Annotated in this window: 19 protein-coding genes; 9 read left to right on the top strand and 10 right to left on the bottom strand. The window is 67.6% G+C overall.

The window, feature by feature from the left end; genetic code table 11:
* The first annotated feature begins 117 nt into the window (after window positions 1-117).
* The 4 genes from OXG55_03200 to OXG55_03185 are packed head-to-tail and all read left to right on the top strand — an operon-like array spanning window position 118 to window position 3,457.
* The gene (locus tag OXG55_03200) at window positions 118-1,080 is read left to right on the top strand and encodes an ABC transporter substrate-binding protein (protein MCY4102266.1); all 963 of its coding nucleotides are present in this window, start codon (window positions 118-120) and stop codon (window positions 1,078-1,080) included.
* Window positions 1,081-1,098: 18 nt separating this feature from the next.
* Window positions 1,099-1,935, top strand: a complete 837-nt coding sequence (locus OXG55_03195) for an ABC transporter permease subunit (GenBank protein MCY4102265.1) — start codon at window positions 1,099-1,101, stop codon at window positions 1,933-1,935.
* Complete coding sequence (locus OXG55_03190; protein MCY4102264.1) at window positions 1,932-2,720, top strand: ABC transporter ATP-binding protein; 789 nt, start codon at window positions 1,932-1,934, stop codon at window positions 2,718-2,720. The genes OXG55_03195 and OXG55_03190 overlap by 4 nt, the downstream gene beginning before the upstream one ends.
* A complete protein-coding gene (locus OXG55_03185) occupies window positions 2,717-3,457 on the top strand; it encodes an ABC transporter permease subunit (protein MCY4102263.1) in 741 nt (246 codons plus the stop codon). The genes OXG55_03190 and OXG55_03185 overlap by 4 nt, the downstream gene beginning before the upstream one ends.
* Window positions 3,458-3,497: 40 nt before the next feature.
* On the opposite strand, the gene OXG55_03180 is transcribed toward OXG55_03185, so the two are convergent.
* Window positions 3,498-3,917 (bottom strand): PIN domain nuclease, encoded by a 420-nt coding sequence (locus tag OXG55_03180; GenBank protein ID MCY4102262.1) that lies wholly within the window; start codon window positions 3,915-3,917, stop codon window positions 3,498-3,500.
* Between the two features lie 363 nt (window positions 3,918-4,280).
* Here OXG55_03180 and OXG55_03175 point away from each other — a divergent pair, with 363 nt between their 5' ends.
* Window positions 4,281-4,553, top strand: a complete 273-nt coding sequence (locus tag OXG55_03175) for a hypothetical protein (GenBank protein ID MCY4102261.1) — start codon at window positions 4,281-4,283, stop codon at window positions 4,551-4,553.
* Window positions 4,554-5,079: 526 nt separating this feature from the next.
* On the opposite strand, the gene OXG55_03170 is transcribed toward OXG55_03175, so the two are convergent.
* Together OXG55_03170 and OXG55_03165 are read right to left on the bottom strand one after the other, a co-directional pair.
* Window positions 5,080-6,060, bottom strand: coding sequence for an adenosine deaminase family protein (locus OXG55_03170; protein MCY4102260.1), 981 nt, complete (start codon window positions 6,058-6,060; stop codon window positions 5,080-5,082).
* Window positions 6,061-6,068: 8 nt separating this feature from the next.
* Window positions 6,069-6,770, bottom strand: a complete 702-nt coding sequence (locus tag OXG55_03165; GenBank protein MCY4102259.1) for a pyridoxamine 5'-phosphate oxidase family protein — start codon at window positions 6,768-6,770, stop codon at window positions 6,069-6,071.
* Between the two features lie 302 nt (window positions 6,771-7,072).
* On the opposite strand from OXG55_03165, the gene OXG55_03160 reads away from it, so the two are divergent.
* Window positions 7,073-8,371 carry a DUF4143 domain-containing protein gene (locus OXG55_03160; GenBank protein ID MCY4102258.1) on the top strand — a complete coding sequence of 433 codons (1,299 nt, stop codon included), beginning with the start codon at window positions 7,073-7,075 and terminating at the stop codon, window positions 8,369-8,371.
* Window positions 8,372-8,540: 169 nt separating this feature from the next.
* Here the strand turns inward: OXG55_03160 and OXG55_03155 are convergent, their stop codons facing one another.
* The gene (locus tag OXG55_03155; protein ID MCY4102257.1) at window positions 8,541-8,960 is read right to left on the bottom strand and encodes a PIN domain nuclease; all 420 of its coding nucleotides are present in this window, start codon (window positions 8,958-8,960) and stop codon (window positions 8,541-8,543) included.
* A gap of 297 nt (window positions 8,961-9,257) precedes the next feature.
* Between OXG55_03155 and OXG55_03150 the strand changes: the two genes are divergently transcribed.
* A complete protein-coding gene (locus tag OXG55_03150) occupies window positions 9,258-10,025 on the top strand; it encodes a hypothetical protein (protein MCY4102256.1) in 768 nt (255 codons plus the stop codon).
* Window positions 10,026-10,097: 72 nt separating this feature from the next.
* Here the strand turns inward: OXG55_03150 and OXG55_03145 are convergent, their stop codons facing one another.
* The 4 genes from OXG55_03145 to OXG55_03130 form a co-directional block, all read right to left on the bottom strand.
* Entirely contained in the window at window positions 10,098-10,511 is a 414-nt protein-coding gene (locus tag OXG55_03145) for a DUF488 domain-containing protein (GenBank protein MCY4102255.1), read from the bottom strand.
* Window position 10,512: 1 nt separating this feature from the next.
* The gene (locus OXG55_03140; GenBank protein ID MCY4102254.1) at window positions 10,513-11,769 is read right to left on the bottom strand and encodes an ATP-binding protein; all 1,257 of its coding nucleotides are present in this window, start codon (window positions 11,767-11,769) and stop codon (window positions 10,513-10,515) included.
* Window positions 11,770-11,913: 144 nt separating this feature from the next.
* On the bottom strand, window positions 11,914-12,645 hold the full coding sequence (locus OXG55_03135) for an alanyl-tRNA editing protein (protein MCY4102253.1): 732 nt from the start codon (window positions 12,643-12,645) through the stop codon (window positions 11,914-11,916).
* A gap of 302 nt (window positions 12,646-12,947) precedes the next feature.
* Window positions 12,948-13,346 carry a VOC family protein gene (locus tag OXG55_03130; GenBank protein MCY4102252.1) on the bottom strand — a complete coding sequence of 133 codons (399 nt, stop codon included), beginning with the start codon at window positions 13,344-13,346 and terminating at the stop codon, window positions 12,948-12,950.
* 317 nt (window positions 13,347-13,663) lie between these two features.
* On the opposite strand from OXG55_03130, the gene OXG55_03125 reads away from it, so the two are divergent.
* Both OXG55_03125 and OXG55_03120 read left to right on the top strand, forming a co-directional pair.
* Window positions 13,664-14,776, top strand: a complete 1,113-nt coding sequence (locus OXG55_03125; protein MCY4102251.1) for an ATP-binding protein — start codon at window positions 13,664-13,666, stop codon at window positions 14,774-14,776.
* Between the two features lie 661 nt (window positions 14,777-15,437).
* Window positions 15,438-15,743 (top strand): NYN domain-containing protein, encoded by a 306-nt coding sequence (locus OXG55_03120; protein MCY4102250.1) that lies wholly within the window; start codon window positions 15,438-15,440, stop codon window positions 15,741-15,743.
* Between the two features lie 185 nt (window positions 15,744-15,928).
* Here OXG55_03120 and OXG55_03115 read toward each other — a convergent pair whose 3' ends face one another.
* Both OXG55_03115 and OXG55_03110 read right to left on the bottom strand, forming a co-directional pair.
* The gene (locus OXG55_03115) at window positions 15,929-16,054 is read right to left on the bottom strand and encodes a hypothetical protein (protein MCY4102249.1); all 126 of its coding nucleotides are present in this window, start codon (window positions 16,052-16,054) and stop codon (window positions 15,929-15,931) included.
* A 211-nt stretch (window positions 16,055-16,265) separates the two neighbouring features.
* A complete protein-coding gene (locus tag OXG55_03110) occupies window positions 16,266-16,547 on the bottom strand; it encodes a hypothetical protein (GenBank protein ID MCY4102248.1) in 282 nt (93 codons plus the stop codon).
* Between the last annotated feature and the right edge of the window lie 248 nt (window positions 16,548-16,795).

Below are 16,795 nucleotides of genomic sequence, written 5' to 3'. Positions count from 1 at the left end.
GGCGAGCCGGAAGTCTAGGATTCGTTCGGCTCAGCAGGAATGCGAGGCCGCTGATTCAGACCAGTCCGGGGGGGCATCATGGGACTCAGAAGTACACGTTGGCGGCTACTTGCGGCGGTGCTTGCCGTCGCCTTACTGGGCGCAGCCTGTGGGGACGACGACGAGGACGTCAGCCTGGTCGCGGTCGCCGGTTCGAGTGAGGACTTCATCTCACTCGTCTCCACGGCCGCCTGGGAGATCCTCGCCGAAGAGGGCATCATCGTCGAGCAACGGTTCCTCGAGGATGCGTCGACCGCCATCCAGGCCGTGACGCGGGGCGACGCTCAGATCGCCAACAACATCGGCGTCAATGTCGGCGTTCCCGCCGTCGAAGCGGGGGCGAACATCGTCGACGTCGTCGCCACGCAGCGACCCACGTGGGCCCTCGCCGTCGCACCCGACATCAACTCGTTCGCCGACCTCGAGGGCAAACGCCTGGCCGTGCACGGCGAGGCCTCGTTCACCCGGGCCGTGTCGCAGTACTTCAGCAGGCTGCACGGCTTCACGTACGAGGAGCTGATCATTCCGGGCTCGGAGGTGCGCGCCGAAGCGCTGGCGCAGGGTCAGATCGACGCGTCCGTCATCGACCTGCCCGACATCGTGCAGCTCGCCAAGACGTACCCCGGCAAGTTCAAGGTGCTCAGCACAATCGGCGAGGAGTTCCCCGAGCTCATCGAGCAGGACATGTGGCTGGATCGCGAGTGGGCCGAGGACAACCCCGAACTCGCCACCAGCGTCGTCGAGGCCGTCGTGGCGGCGATGCGCAAGCTCACCGCGGACAGCGACTACGCGCTGCAGCTGGCCGAGGAACGGCTCCCCGAGATGGACAGCGACGTCCTCGAAGAGCTCGTCGTCGAGTACTCCGAGCGAGGTCTCTGGCCCGCCGACGGGTTGCTGACCCCGGCCCGGGCGCTGGACACGCTGCAGTTCTTCAACGACGTGGAGGAGATCGACATCGCGGTGCCGACCGATGACGCCGGCCTGGCGAAGTACTTCGACTTCTCGTACCTCCGGTCTGCGCTGAGCGAACTGGACGGCTGACCGACAAGACTCGCCGCCGTGGCCGACCAACCGACACAACTTCCCGGCCAGGCCACGGCGGAGAGGCCGCGCGCTGCGGCGCTCCGAGCGCGCGTGGCCGGCCACGGGCCGCGCCTGGTCGTCGGCGTGCTGTCGGTGATAGTCGGGCTGCTGGCATGGGACATCTACACGCGCACGGCGGGTGACCAGCTCTTCACCCCCACGGTCCCGTCGATCGCGTCCGCCTTCTGGGATCTGATCCGTGAGCGCGAGTTCTGGGCGTCGTACGCCACGACGCTCGAGCCGTTCTTCTACGGGTGGGCCTCCGCGCTGGTCCTGGGCCTGACGCTGGGCCTCGTCATGGGCCTCAGCAGGCCCGTCACGACGGTGTCGATGCCGCACCTGGGCTTCTTCAACACCCTGCCGGTCTCCACGCTGGTACCGGTCGTGGTGATCGTGTTCGGCATCGACCTGGTGGCCCGCTCCGCCGTCGTGTTCCTCTTCGCCATCGTCGAGGTCACCCTCACCACCGCCTCAGGTGTGCGGTTCGTCGACAGGGACCTCATGGACATGGGTCGATCGTTCGGCCTGCGGCGCATCAGGCGGCTGACGCGCATCATCCTCCCCGGAGCGGCCCCGGGCATCGCCGCGGCGGTCCGGGTGGGAACCGGGCGCGCCGTCGTCGGCATGGTCGTCATGGAGCTGCTGCTGGTCTCGGTCGGCGTGGGCAAGCTCATCAGCCGGAGCCGGGACCTCTTCCAGGCGCCCCGGCTCTACGCCGTCGTGGTCTCCCTGGCGATCTTCGCGCTCGCCGTCCACGCACTCATGCAGGCGCTCGAGCGGCGCACGCAACGATGGAGAGGAGCGGCGGCGTGATCGAGCTGCGCAATGTCGGCATGACCTTCGAGCGCGACGGCGAACCGTTCCAGGCCCTCGGCGACGTGACCTTCACCATCGACGACGGCCAGTTCACCACGATCATCGGCCCGTCGGGATGCGGCAAGACCACGCTGCTGAAGATCATCGCCGGCCTCCTCAGGCCCACTGCCGGCACCGTCGCCGTGGACGGCGAGGTCGTGGACGGGCCCGGGCCCAACCGGGCCCTCGTGTTCCAGAACTTCGTCCTGCTCCCGTGGGCCACGGTTCTCGACAACGCCGCCTTCGGCCTCGAGGCCCGCGGCATGAAGAAGGAGGAGCGCCACCGCGTGGCCGCCGAGCAGCTGGCCCGCGTGGGCCTGGTGGGCTTCGAGAACCACTACCCGCGGGAACTCTCCGGCGGCATGCAGCAGAGGGTCGGCATAGCCCGCGCCCTGGCGGTCGATCCAGCCAACCTGCTCATGGACGAGCCTTTCGGGGCGCTCGACGCCCTGACCCGCCAGCTGATGCAGAAGGACCTCCTCGCCCTCTGGCAGGACTCCGAACCGCGGACGGCCGCGTTCGTCACCCACAGCATGGACGAGGCGGTCTTCCTGTCCGACAGGGTCGTGCTGATGAACACCCGGCCAGGTCGCATCGAGGAGATCATCGACGTCCCGTTCGGGCGCCCCCGCCAACACGAGATCACCTCGAGCGCCGAGTACAACGAGTTCACCAACCTCCTGTGGTCCAAGCTCGAAGGCATGCAGCGGATCGACATGGAGTCCAGGGAGGGTCCGGCTTGAGGAGGCATCGCACCCGCATCCTCCAGGTCGCCTCGGTCGCCGTCGCGCTGGCGGCCTGGGAGGTCGTCGGCCGGCTCGGCCTCTCCTCGGCGCTGCCGCCGTTCCACTCGGTGGCCGCTACCCTCCGCCACCTGGTGACCGACGAGCGCTTTCTCGACGGGATGGTCTCGACGGTGTTGGCCATCGTGATCGCATTCCCTCTCACCGTCGTGGCCGGCGTGTTGCTCGGTGTGGCCATGGCCGTGGCGCGACCGGCCCGCTGGTCGCTGGACCCCTACCTCACGCTCGGCCTCTCGCTCCCGCTCGTCAGCGTGATCCCCGTGATCATCAGCATCTTCGGTCTGGGCCGGCCGACCATCATGGCGGTCATCGTCGTCTACACGCTGCCCGTGCTCGTCCTCAACACCGCAGCGGGCATCGGCGGCGTCGACCCCGAGCAGGTGGCCATGGCCCACTCGTTCGAGGCGGCATGGCCCCTCATGCTGCGCCGGGTCATGCTCCCGGCCGCGTTGCCACTGGTCGTCGCCGGCATCCGCCTGGCAGCGGGACGCGCCGTCAAGGGCGCCATCATCGCCGAGCAGATCGTGGGCCTCATCGGCCTGGGCGGGATCATCCAGCGCTACGGCGGCGCCTTCGCCGTCGAGGAGCTGTACGCGGCCATCCTGTTCATCGGCGTGGGAGGCGCACTCGTCGTCTTCGCCATCGGACGCCTCGAACGACGCGTCGTCGTGGCGTGACGGCTTTCGGAGCCTTCGAGCAGTAAACGCCAGACCGGCGTCAGTCCGCTGTGCCTCGCTCGACGGCCCAGCGGTGGGGCTGGCCGGTGATCCGAGCGATGGTCTCGAAGTCGCCGTCATAGTGCAGCACCGTCAGGTCACGGCTCTCCGCAACGGCGGCCACGAGAGCGTCGACCAGGGAGACCGCCCGGTGTGCTCCCTGCTCGGCTAGCCGACCCTGGATGTCGATGGATCGTTGATGGTCACCGTCGGTGACGGGAACCGACTCGAAGGCATCCATCCGGCTCAGCAACGCTTCGTGATCCACTCCGCTCCGAGCGCTGAATCCGAGCTCGAAGACCACAGGCGCGCAGACGGCCACGTCCCCGTCGAAGATCAACGGGGACACCGCAGCCGCCACCGCCGGCTTGGACAGCCCGGCGAAGACGCTTGTGTCAGCCAGGAAGGTGGCCCGTGCCACCTAGCCGCCACCTCGCCCGCCTCGGCGCAGACCTCCGAGCACGAGACCGAGGTCCGCATAGTCGCCCGCCGCGTCGCCGACGGCCGCGCCGAGTTCGCCCTCCAACAACGCATCCACGGAACCGCCTGGGGGGACCGCATCCTGCCCCGGGCCCGGTTCCTGCCCCCCGCCGCCACCCAAGGCCGCTGGCTCGCCAGCACACCACTCACACTCAACAGCGCAACCGCCCCAGCCGAGACCGACGAAGACGAATCCCTACCCGTAGTCGGAGAGATTCCTCTACCCGTAGAGACTGAGCCAGAAGCTGAGACTGATGAGGATATATATGCAAAATATAGATGCATATCAGAATATACAAGCATAGTGCTACGTGCTGACGATAATGATAGACCGCTTATTGGAAGTCTTTATCGAGGTATTGTACTTGTCGCAAGAATATACTCTTTGTGGGATGAATCTGGCAATCTTCTCGGCAAAGTAACATATAAATATGATTGCGATACGGGTGCTCTAATCAGTAGCCCCGATAATTTAACTGAAGAATTCCAGCAACGAATTGAGCAGATGAACAGAGATTATGCTCAACACTTTCAACGAGCAATTGATTACGTTTATAATGCTTACGGCATTGAATAGCCTAACAGGAGCAAGATTCTCACTATCTTATACGACAATCATGACTATATCGACACCCCACTGGCGGACACGGGCCCCGGATCCCACACCGGATTTGTTCCCAGGAGCTGCTCATCCGGTTGGTTGGGAGGAATGCGGAGAGCACCAGCGATCAGTTAGTAGTGGCAGAAGTAGCCGTCGTTGAAGGGCAAGTATTCCTCACCAAGACGGCAAGCGTCCTCGGGGCCAAACCCCTCGACGCCCACCACGAGGCGAGCCGGGGATTCCACCACCCCAGAATGCACAACCAGGAAACTGCAGGACAATCAACGCCTCACACCGGTCGGGCGGCGAAGTCCTGGATTCCGGCCTTCGCCGGAATGACGTGTCGGGGCGTCGAGAGCATTGCTCAGCAGCCTCCTAGTGTCCTGAGCCGGAAGTTCGGCGGAGGTATCTGGTGAGGTTAGCAAGCCTCTCAACAGCGGTTTCGCGCCAAGGCGAACGGTTGAGGCCACGCCATATCCTCATGAACTTGGAACTCAGGACACTAGGCCCAGCTCGCCACGAGCCGCTCCCGCAGCCGGGCGCGCTTCGGCTCGGTCACGAACGCGGCTTCCAGCGCGTCCAGTTGGCGGCGTGCCAGCACCGCCCGGTCCCACCCGAAGGCGTCGACGAGGAGGCGCATCTCGTTGGTGAGGGTGGTGTCGGTGATGCCCCGCTGGTCGGTGGAGATGCCGATCGAGACGCCCGCCGCCGCGAGCGCGTCGATGGGGTGCTCGGCGATGGACGGCGCCGTGCTGGTCTGCACGTTGGAGGAAGGGCAGGCCTCCAGGTGTACGCCCTCGCGCACCAGGCGGGCCACCACGGCGGGGTCCTCGATCGACCGGACGCCGTGGCTGATCCGCCGGGGCTGCAGGCAGTCGAGCACCTCTGCCACGCTCTCGGCGCCGACCGCCTCCCCGGCGTGGACCGTGAAGGGCGCACCGGCCCCACGCACGATCTCGAAGGCCCGCAGATGGGTCGCCAGCGGGTAGCCGGCCTCGTCTCCGGCCAGGTCGAAAGCCACAGGCAGGTCCTCGCTGTGCAGCGCCGTGGCGAGCTCTGCGGTCTGGATGCTCTCGGCCTCGCTGTAGTGGCGGAGCGTGCAGAGGATGACCGCGCAGCTCAGCCCGTCCCGCTGCCAGTCGCGCGCCTCCTCGACCACGATCTCGACCGCCTCACGGGCAGTGAGGTCGCCCTCGAGGTGCTGCAGGGGAGCGAACCGCGGCTCGGCGTGCAGCGCATCGTCGGCCGCCAGTTGCGCTCGCAGGTCGCGCATGCAGGTCCGCAGCCCGCGCTCGGTCTGCAACAGGTCGATGTGGCGGCCGGTCGACGCCAGGAACGAGACGAGCGAATCGAACCGCTCCGGGCCGACGAAGTCTCGCCGGTACGCGTCGGCGTCGACGCTCGGGTCCAGCGACGCCACCGCCTCGAAGGACATGCAGATGTCCATGTGCAGGTGCAACTCGACAGTGCCACCGAACCTCACCGCGCCCCCTACCTACGGGCTGGTGGCGCCCGGTCGTCGGGGCTGCGACCGGCGAGATCCGCGACCGCCGCCGGCGGCCCGGCGTCACCGGTGTAGTCGGCGGAGACCACCGGCGCCTCGAAGCGGGTGCTGACGGGCACCACACCGGCCCACCACGGCCCGGCGATGTCCTCGGGCTCGTCGATCGGGTCGCCGGTGCGCACCTTGGCCGACGCCTCCGCCAGCGGCAGCTCCAGCACCAGAGTCCGCCGCAGGTCGATCCCCGACGGCGGCCGGGACGTGTCCCAGTTGGCCACGACGTGGTCGGTGATGAGCTGCAGGGCGTAGCGCTTGCGCTCCTCGCCGTCGATGCGCGCGGCCTTCCCTCGCACCACCACCGAGCGATAGTTCATCGAGTTGTGGAACGGCGTGCGGGCCATCACCAGCCCGTCCAGGTGCGTGACGGTGACGCAGATCTCCCCGCCCTCCCCCGTGCCGAGCAGATGGTTCGCGGCGGCGCCGTGCAGGTAAAGCCGCTCCTCGTCCCGCCCGTACGCCATCGGCAGCACCAGCGGCCCATCGGGCGTCGTCACCCCCACATGCGCGATCAGCCCGGCATCCAGGATCCCCAGCACCTCGTCCCGCTCATACCGGGCCCGCGGCGCACCCCGTCGAACCCGAGTCCGCGCCGAAGCCGGCCCAGCCCCGCCAGCAGCGTCTGACTCACCCATCGGCGAGGATCGTACCGACGAGCGCTCCGTCTCTCCCCCTCAGATCGTCGGCAAGACATTAAGAGCGTTAGCGGATAGGCGCTGAGCAGGCGCTTTGCAGTCGACTGCGGCGGCGCGAATCGTGTCGCCGGAGCCTAGATTCCGGCCTTCGCCGGAATGACGGGAGAATTCTCCAGTCGGTGGTGGCTGCCTATCCGCTAATGCTCTAAGTATCTATTTATTGATGTATTGAGCATCCATAAGTTGATGTCCAGACTATACTCGATGCACCCGGACAAGCTGGAGGATCTGCTGAACGCGCCGTGAACGAGGATCTTGGACCGACCGGTTACCTCCCGCGTGTCGTGGACGCCGAGATGCGGGACGCGCTGGCCGCCGCGCCTGCGGTGCTGATCGAGGGTCCCCGGGCCTGCGGCAAGACCTCGACCGCCAAACGGTTCGCGGCCAGCGAGCAACTGCTGGACGCAACTGTGAGTGCCCGGCTGGCGGCCAACGTGGACCCCGCGGTGCTGCTGGAGGGCACACCGCCGCGCCTGCTCGACGAGTGGCAACTGGCACCGGGCATCTGGAACCCGATGCGGCGGGCGTGCGACGACCGGGGGCGGCCGGGACAGTTCATCCTGACCGGGTCCGCCGACCCGCCCGACGACATCACCCGCCACTCCGGCACCGGGCGGGTGCTGCGCGTGCGGATGCGCCCCATGAGCCTGTTCGAGTCCGGCGAATCCAGCGGGAGCGTCTCGCTCGCACGCCTCTTCGAAGTCGGCCGGCGAGGCGCCGGCGACTCCGGGCACCGCCTCGGCGACATCATGGAGATGGCCTGCCGCGGCGGGTGGCCGAACCTTGTCAGAACCACCGCCGACCAGGCCACGTCGCTGCGCCTGCTGCGGGGCTATCTCGACGAGATCAGCCGCACTGACGTCTCCCGCGTCGACGGCGTCTCCCGCAGCCCCGCAGGCGTCCGGCGCCTCCTGGAGTCCCTGGCGCGCAACACCGCCTCCGAGGCCAGCTTCACGACCCTCGCAGCCGACACCGCCGGCGAGGACGGCGAGGACGCCGACATCGGGCCGGTCCACCGTCTCACGGTCGCCTCGTACGTGGCGGCACTCGAGCGCCTGTTCGTGATCGAGGACCTACCGGCATGGAAGCCGCACATCATGTCGCGCGCCCAACTGCGGGGATCCTCGAAGCGCCATCTGGCGGACCCGTCACTGGCCGCCGCGGCGCTGGCCTCCACCGTCGAAGCGGTCATGGTCGACCTTCGGTTCGCCGGACAACTCTTCGAGTCGTTGGTCGTCCGCGACCTGCGCATCTACGGCCAGGCCACCGGCTGCGAGCTGTCCCACTACCGGGACAGCAACGGACTCGAGGTGGACGCAATCGTGAGGCGACCCGACGGCCGCTGGCTGGCCGCGGAGATCAAGCTCGGCGGCGAGGCCGGCATCAACAGAGCCGTCCGATCGCTCAGGCGCCTAGCCGACAACATCGACACCGATCGCACAGCCCAACCGTCCCGCTTGCTGGTGATCACCGCGGGCGGCTACGGCTACGAACACCCCGACGGCGCCACAGTCGTACCCATCACTGCGCTCGGTCCCTGAACAGGGACGCCTGCTGGACGTTCGGGACCCCAGCCCAGTGCTGGTCGTGTTTCTCGGGAATTCGTCGGTCGCCATTGACCCCCAATTCGACGGGGCGTGAGCATCCAGCGCCGAGGACGCCCGCGAACCCAGTCGGATCGTCCCTGACCGGCGCCCGCCGGGGCGGGTGTCAATCCGCCGTGCCCCGCTCCGCCGCCCAGCGGTGGGCTTGGCCGGTGATGCGGGCAATGGCCTCGAAGTCGGCGTCGTAGTGCAGCACCGTCAGGTCACGGCTCTCCGCGACAGCGGCCACGAGGGCGTCCACCAGCGAGATCGCCCGGTGTCCGCCCTGCTCGGCGAGCCGGCCCTGGATGTCGATGGATCGTCGATGGGCGCCGTCGGTGACCGGAACCGACTCGAAGGCGTCCATCCGGCTCAGCAACGCTTCGTGATCCGCGCCGTTCCGGGCGCTGAATCCGAGCTCGAAGACCACAGGCGCGCAGACGGCCACGTCCCCGTCGAAGATCAACGGGGACACCGCAGTCGCCACCGCCAGCTTGGAGAGGCGGGCGAGGACGCTCGTGTCGGCCAGGAAGGTGGCCCGTGCCACCTAGCCGCCACCGGCCCCACGCCCGCTCGGCTGCCCCGAAATCGAACCGGCCCTCCTCGGCCAAGAGTGCCACAACTTCCAGCCGGCGCCGCGCGTTGACGATCTCCCGCAGCGCGGCATCGATGGTGTCGCGCAGCGTCGTCGTGCCAAGAATCTCCGCCGCCTGCGCAGCAATATCTCGATCTACTTCGACAGATGTCTTCACTGAGCCAAGAGGATATCACCAGACCCTGAGGCCCCATCCTTTCGCTGCGGCTCGTTTTCGCGCCGTTGAGTTCTCGCCCGAAAGGACTGGCCGTGAAACGCCTCGCCCCCGCATTCGTCGCCCTGACGGCGCTCGCTGTTCTCCTGCCAGCCACGGCGGTGGGCGGCCAAGAACCCAACTCCAGGACCGTGCGCATCATGGCTCGGCCGCTCGCGGATGGTCGTGTCGAGTTGGGGTGGCAGTACCAGCAACCGGACGGCTCTTGGGCTGGCCAACGCCTCCCTCGCCCCCGCCACCTGGCTGCCGACGCCCCGGTCGGGGAGTGGTACTACACCGGGCCCGTCCGCGTCCAGAGCTCCTCCTCGCCCGCTGGCGGCGACACCACGACCAACACCACAGCTCGAACAGCGGGGACAGGCGGGTGGGAATTCTTCGATGGCGCGAACACGGCAGGCAACTTCGAGGGCTACGCCCTCGCCGCAGAGTCAGACTCCGGCTATGAGTGGGAGAGCCCGCACTTCCTGGTCATTCGCTGCACAGGCACCACCTTGGAGGTGTTCTTCGGTACGAGCCTTCTGATCTTCAACGACTACGACAACGACTCGTCTAGCCTCGCCTACCGGCTGGCGGAATGGGAATCACCAGAGACGGATCTCTACACTTGGTGGAGCAACGAGGAATCGGCGAGCACCCTGTTCGCGGACCCCGATAGCAACTTCATCGCACGCGTAATCCAGGCAGCATCGGGGGGGACGCTGTACGTCGACTACGTCCCGGGCAGCGACATCGGCGACGGCGGCTCTGCCACCTATGTGCTCGACGGGATCACCGCCGTGCGCGACGCCTTGGGCTGCGTGTAGTCGGCGCGGAGGTACACGGCCGCTCCCAGCCGCCGAGCCTCGGCTGCCCGGCTGCCGCCGCTCCTGGGCTGGTCACGACTTCAGCACACGGACGGCGTGCTGCTGCGCGGCGACATCCAGGATGCACGAGCGGTGGCAGTCGCGGTGTTGGCGCTCGTAGCACAGCAGGGCGATCCGGGTGGACCTGGCCAACTCCATGATCTCGGCAAGCACCTCGGAGCCGTTCGCCACTAGATAGGCCTCGCACCGCTCCCGGTCGAACGGGTCACGGTTGTCCCGGGGGTTCCCGAGCGACCGCTCGTGGCGGTACCGGATGCCGGCTTCGGCGAGGGCCTGGCTCAGCGGGTTCTTGGAGAATCCCGCCTTGCGCGAGATCGGGTTCAGACGGACATCGACGAGAAGCTTCACCGCGCCGGCCCGGAGCACGTCGATCAACTCGTCGACGCTGCGCCCCTGGTAGCCGACCGAAACGATCGTTGCGATCACGTCAGCGGTGCTCGCTCCACAGCAGGTCGATGGGCGCGACGATGATCCGGTCGTCGAGTCGGTAGGTGAGTTCGCCGGTGTGCAGGACGATCCCGCTGTTGAATCCCTCCCCTAGGGCATCCCGGAGGGTTCGCAGGCCCCGGAGGTCCCGCGTGGTGACCCGTGCGGCGGACTTGACCTCGAACGCGGTGACCGAGCCGTCGTGGTGCTCGATGACGAGATCGACCTCGTGGCCGTCGTGGGTCCGCCAATGGCCGACGCCGGCGATGTCGCCGGTCCAGGACGCCTGCTTGAGGAGTTCGCCCACGACGAAGGTCTCCAGCAGGTGCCCGAACTCGCTCAGCGCAGCCGGATCGAGCCGCCCCAACCTCGCCGGGCTCAGACCCAGCAGCCGCGCCGCCACACCGCTGTCGAGAACGTGAATCTTCGGGGTCGCGGCGGTGCGCGCCCGCAGAGTGCGCCCCCACGCTCCCAGACGCCGCACGAGGAACAGATCCTCCAGCAGCTTGGTGTAAGTCTCGGCAGTGCGGGGGTCGAGACCCGCACCCCTGCCGGCAGTGGCCATGTTGAGGACCTGCCCCGTCTGCGCGGCGAGGCGCCGCAGCAGCGCCGGCAGCAGCGCCCCCTGGCGGATTCTCGCCAACTCCGTCACGTCGCGGGCCAGAGAGACGCGTACGTAGTCATCGATCCAGCGATTGCGGGACTCGGCCTGCCGGGCGACGGCCAGCGGCAGCCCGCCGCGGCAGATCCGTTCGATGTAATCGTCGCGGCTCGTCGCCGAGCGACGCGCACTCACCAGCAGGTCGGGCGTGGTCATCGCCACGGCAAGGAAGCCCTCCACGCGACCGTCCATCTCTCCCTGGGAGAACGGCAGCAGATCGATGACGTGGATACGTCCCGTGAGGGCCTGCGCGGCACGGGGCAGCGCGTCGAATCGGGTCGAGCCACAGAGGACGAAGCGGCCGGGCCCCAGGCGCCTGTTGAGTTCGGCCTTGATGGCGTCGAGCACCACGGGAGCCTTCTGGAACTCGTCGATGCACACGGGCGGCGCACCTGCTGTGAAGGTTCCCGGATCCGCCCTCACCGCGTCACGCACCGCCGGCTCATCGAGGTCGATTACCGCGACGCCGTGCCGGGCGGCGACCTCACCCAGCAGCGTCGACTTACCGACCGTGCGCGGCCCCTGCAGCGCAACCACCGGCTCCTCAGCAAGCCGAGCCAGCACCAGCCCCAGCACACGACGCACGACACGATCCATCACCGCACAACCCTAGCACTGAACTTTCGCAATTCGAGCACTATTTCTTTCGGAATCCGAGCACCTTTGCGTTCGTAATCCGAGCAGTTCGTGGTTCGGAACCGGAGGCCGGGGAGGCCGCCAGGATCGGGCTCAGCGCTCGCCTCAGGCGTCGCTGAGGGCGATGCGCAGGCGCTTGTTGGCCTTGCCCTTGGACTCGGTCCTGGTGACCTCGAAGCGGCCCACCTCGGCGGTGGAGGCCACGTGGGTGCCGCCGTCGGCCTGGCGGTCCAGGCCCACGATGTCCACCACCCGGATCTCGGTCACCGACTCGGGGATCAGGTTCACCTTGGTGCGGATCAGGTCCGCGTCGGACAGCGCGGCGGCCCGCGGCCAGAACGACACTTCCACCGGGCGGTCGGCGGCGATCTCGGCGTTCACCAGCTCGGCCACCTCGGCGCCGAACCCCTCCGGCAGCGGCCCGAACTCGAAGTCCATCCGCGCCCGCAGCGGCTCCATGTTCCCCCCGGTCACCGCCGCCCCCCAGGTGTTGTAGATCACCCCGCACAGGATGTGCAGCGCGGTGTGCGTGCGCATCAGCGCATAGCGCCGCTCCCAGTCCAGAGTCCCCCGCACTGAAGCGCCGGTCGCCGGCACGTCCCCCTCCAGCGTGTGCCACACCACCGCCCCATGCCCCCGCACGTCGGTCACCGCCGCCGACCCCCCGTCCCAGGCCAGCGTCCCGGTGTCATGCGGCTGTCCGCCCCCGGTGGCATAGAACGCCGTCGCATCCAGCGCCACCCGCCCGCCGTCCTCCACCGCCACGACAACGGCATCGAACGTCCGGCAATCGGCGTCCCGAAGATAGATGCGATCCGTGACGGGCTCGGCACTCATGAGACCTCAAGTCTGGCCCATCGAGGCCGACAGAGGGACCCTCATTCGTGAGGATTCGCCGGTCGCGTCCTGCCGTTCGACAGCGATGCGGCTCGTGCGTATGCGGCGATCGCCGCAGATCGCCGTGCCGCCGGTCACCCGATCGCCCTGGCGGATGCCCAGATTGCAGCCATAGCCCGATCCCGCGGCATGGCGGTGGCAACGCGCAACACCGGGGACTTCACCGATGTGGGCGTCGATCTCCTCGACCCGTGGACGGACGATTGAGCGACGTCCCACCACGGTGAACTCCGGCCGCGCCGCTATGCAGGTCTTGGAGCCGGGGTCACGATCTGGATCAGGTTCCCGCAGGTGTCATCGAAGACCGCCATCACAACGGTGCCGACATCGGTGGGCGGCTGAGCGAACTCCACGCCGGCAGCAAGCAGCCGCGCGTGCTCGGCATGAACGTCGTCAACGGTGAACTGTGCAGATGGGACCCCGTCGGCGGTGAGAGCGTCGCGGGATGCCCTGGCGGCCGGGTGCGCTGCGGGCTCGAGCAGCAGTTCCGGCCCGTCAGGCTGCTCCGGGGAGACCACGGTGAGCCACGAATACTCCCCGACGGGTACGTCGTGATACTTCTGGAATCCGAGGACCTCGGTGTAGAAGGCGACGGCCTTGGCCTGGTCGTCGACGATGACGTTGGTCAATGTGATCCGCATCTGCGTCCACCTCTCGTCAGGGGGATCCCGCACCCTAGACGCCACCACGAGACGAGCCCATCGCCCCACCTGACGGCATGACGCCGGAGGAAGCGCTCCGAGCGATCCTCACCCGCAAGCCTGACCCTGAGAACGTCGAACACTGGCAAACCCACGGCGGCGGCGACATCCTCTCACCGCCCGCGTCGGCACCATCCGATATAACCCCCAGTAGAGGCCCGAACACTAAAGATTTCAAAACTAATAAAGGAAACAAAGATCATAAAGCCCACAAACGGCTAGACTCGTGTTGCGCCGCAAGCAGCGAGGAGAACCGATTGGCCGTCCGCAACCCCTTCTCGCCGAGCTTCGGAACCTCGCCACCGGTGCTTGCCGGGCGCGACGCCATTCTCGACAGCGTGGGCGACGCCCTCGCCGCCGGTCCGACCCATCCGGACTACACAGCCCTGTTCATCGGCGTGCGGGGCGCCGGCAAGACGGTGATGCTCAATGCCGTCGAGGACCTCGCCCGGAGCCGGGGATGGCTCGCGCGGTCCGACAGCGCCTCATCGGTGGGACTCTCCGATCGTCTCACCCGCGCGGCATCCGATCTCCTCGAAGAAATCGGGCCGGCGGAACCCAAGCGCCGCCTCAGCAGCGCGACCGCCGCAGGGTTCGGCGTCGGACTCGCGACCGTCCCAACACCCCAAGCCGAGTACGACCTCCGGGGAGCCCTGTCCGATCTCGGCGACGCTCTCGCTGAGCAAAAGACGGGCTTGTTGATCACCGTCGACGAGATGCAGAGTGGCGACGTCGACGAGATCCGCGAGTTCGGCTCGGTCCTCCAGCATGTGTCGCGCCGCGAGGAGCGGCCGGTCGCGTTCATCGGCGCCGCCCTTCCCCAGATCGAGGACACCCTGCTCTCCGACGACGCCATCACGTTCCTGCAACGCTGCTCTCGCTACGACATCGACCGACTGAACCCGCAGGCGACCCGGCGCGCCATCGCCGAACCGATCAGCCAGCACGGTCGCTCCATCGACTCCACAGCTCTCGAACGCGCCGCCGCCGCAACCTCTGGATACGCATTCATGGTCCAGCTCGTCGGGTTCCATAGTTGGCAAGCGGACATCAACTCCCCGGTCATCACCGACGAGCACGTCACAGCAGGAATCGCCGAGGCTCAGCGGCGTATTGGCCGGATGGTCTTTGCCCCCACCTGGAGAACGCTCTCGGACGTGGACCGACGATTCCTACTGGCGATGGCTCAGGACGACGCTGAGTCGAAGCTCACCGACATCGCCGACCGCCTCGGCGCCACCACCAGCTACGCCGGCGTCTACCGGCAGCGACTACTACGCGCCGGCATGATCCTTCCCGCAGGCTGGGGGCGCATCACTCTCGCCCACCACGCCGCCCGGGACTGGCTACGCGAACAGCATCCCCAATAGGGCACGACGCCCACCGGCAAGGAGGTCCGCGGATGCAGCTCGCGGGCCCACGTCCGCCAGCCTCATGTACTCCGACACCGGCGGCGATGGGCCGGTGGTGGTGTTGCTGCACGGGGTGTTGATGGGTGACTCCCTGTGGAACACCGTCATCGAGGGCCTGCGGGACCGCTGCCGCTGCGTCGTCCCGGAGTTGCCGTTCGGCGCGCACACCACGCCGATGCCCGATGGTGCCGACCTGTCCCTGCCGGCGATCGCCACCCTCATCGCCGAGTTCCTCACCGAACTGGACCCACATGAGGTCACGCTGGTCTGCAACGAGCCCTCCCCTCTTCGGCGCCCTGTTCAAACAGCGGGTTCCCGAGGACCTGTTCGGGAGCTGGATCGGTCCGCTGCGCCACAACGCCAAGGTCCGCCGCGACCTACCTACGCACCGTCCCCAAACCTCACCAGCTGCTCGCCTGGGCCGACCAGCAGCGCAGCTTCGCCGGCCCGGTCCTCGTCGCGACGACTCCAGGCGTCCGCGGTCGCAATCCTGATGAGACGGCGCACCCAGCAGCTACTTGCGCGTCCACGAAAAACCGGTAAGATGCTGACATTCCTCCCCGCCTTTCCGGCTAGCCGGGAATGGCGGGGCTTATCTTTTTCGTGAGGTGATGGACTGGTGACGCGCATCGCGGTCTTCCTTGACTACCAGAACGCCTACCACGTGCTCATGGCCATCGACATCGCTCTCGGCGCCCGGGACGACCGCTACGACGTCGCCGTGATCGTCTCGGCCGATACCGACCTGGTTCCGGCAATCGAGGTAGCCCTCGACGCCGGTAGGCGAGTCGAGACGGCCACGTGGGTGGGGTCCGCCTCTCGGCAGTGGCCGCTGCGCGTCCCGACTCACCGCCTCTGGAACCACCAACTGGACGAACGACGATTCGGATATGTGCGGGACGACACGAACTATCTCGCGTCCTGATCGCCACCGTGGAGTTCGGCGCTGACTCGTGACGGCCAGGAAATCGTGATGCAGCTTCAGGGCCCCACGTCAGCCGGCCTCATGTATTCCTACTCCGGCGGCGACGGGCCGGTGGTGGTGTTGCTGCACGGGGCGTTGATGGGTGGCTCCCTGTGGGACACCGTCACCGAGGGCCTGCGGAATCGCTACCGCTGCGTCGTCCCGGAGCTGCCGTTCGGCGCGAACAGCGCGCCGATGCCCGACGGCACCGACCTGTCCCTGCCGCGATCGTCACCATCCTCGCCGAGTTCCTCACCGAACTGGACCTGCACCAGGTCACGCTGGTCGGCAACGACACGCTGGTCTGCAACGACTGGGGCGGCGCGCAGCTCGTCATCAGCCCCGGCGGGTCCGATCGTGTCGCCTACTTGGTCCTGGTCTCCTGTGAGGCCTTCGACAACTACCCGCCCGGGGCGCCGGGCCGGCTGCTGTGCCCCATCGCCGCGCTGCCCAGCGGGGCGATGGAGATGCCGCGGAGGCGTCTCAGCGGACGGCGGCCTCGGCGGAGATGCCCGGTAGTTCGGCGATCCGCTCCGTCGACGACGGTTCCGTCCGGGAGTAGACGGGACGAGTCACGCGGATGGCAACCTCGGAACCGGCGCCGAGCAACACCACCTCGATCTGCGGCCGGTCCGCGTACTCGCGCTCCCGCTCGCCGTAGGTGTCGACGGCCTTCTTGCCGTTGTGGAGCCGCTCCAGATTGAGGAGTTGCCTATTCGAGCGGTCATACGTGATGAGGAAGTGGATGGTCCTGCCCCTGGCCATGTCTGCCTCCCTATCCTCACTCCCGCCGCGGCTCCGGGCGCTGCGGCGTACGGCTGTTCCGCTGCCTGCCGACTCGGCAGCCGACCTCAGTAGCCATGTGCGCGCCGGCTAACGCCGGTAAGATGTCGACATTCCTCCCCGCCTTTCTGGCTAGCCGGAAATGGCGGGGCTTATGGTTTCGGCGAGGGGCCTCGCCATGGTGCCGGCAGTTGCGGTGATCGGTTTCCGAGGCGCTCAGGAGTCCCGCG

Source organism: bacterium, from assembly GCA_026708055.1.
Classification (GTDB): Bacteria; Actinomycetota; Acidimicrobiia; order Acidimicrobiales; family CATQHL01; genus VXNF01.
The sequence above is the reverse complement of the archived record's forward strand: the minus strand, read 5'-3'. Positions and strand labels throughout refer to the sequence as shown.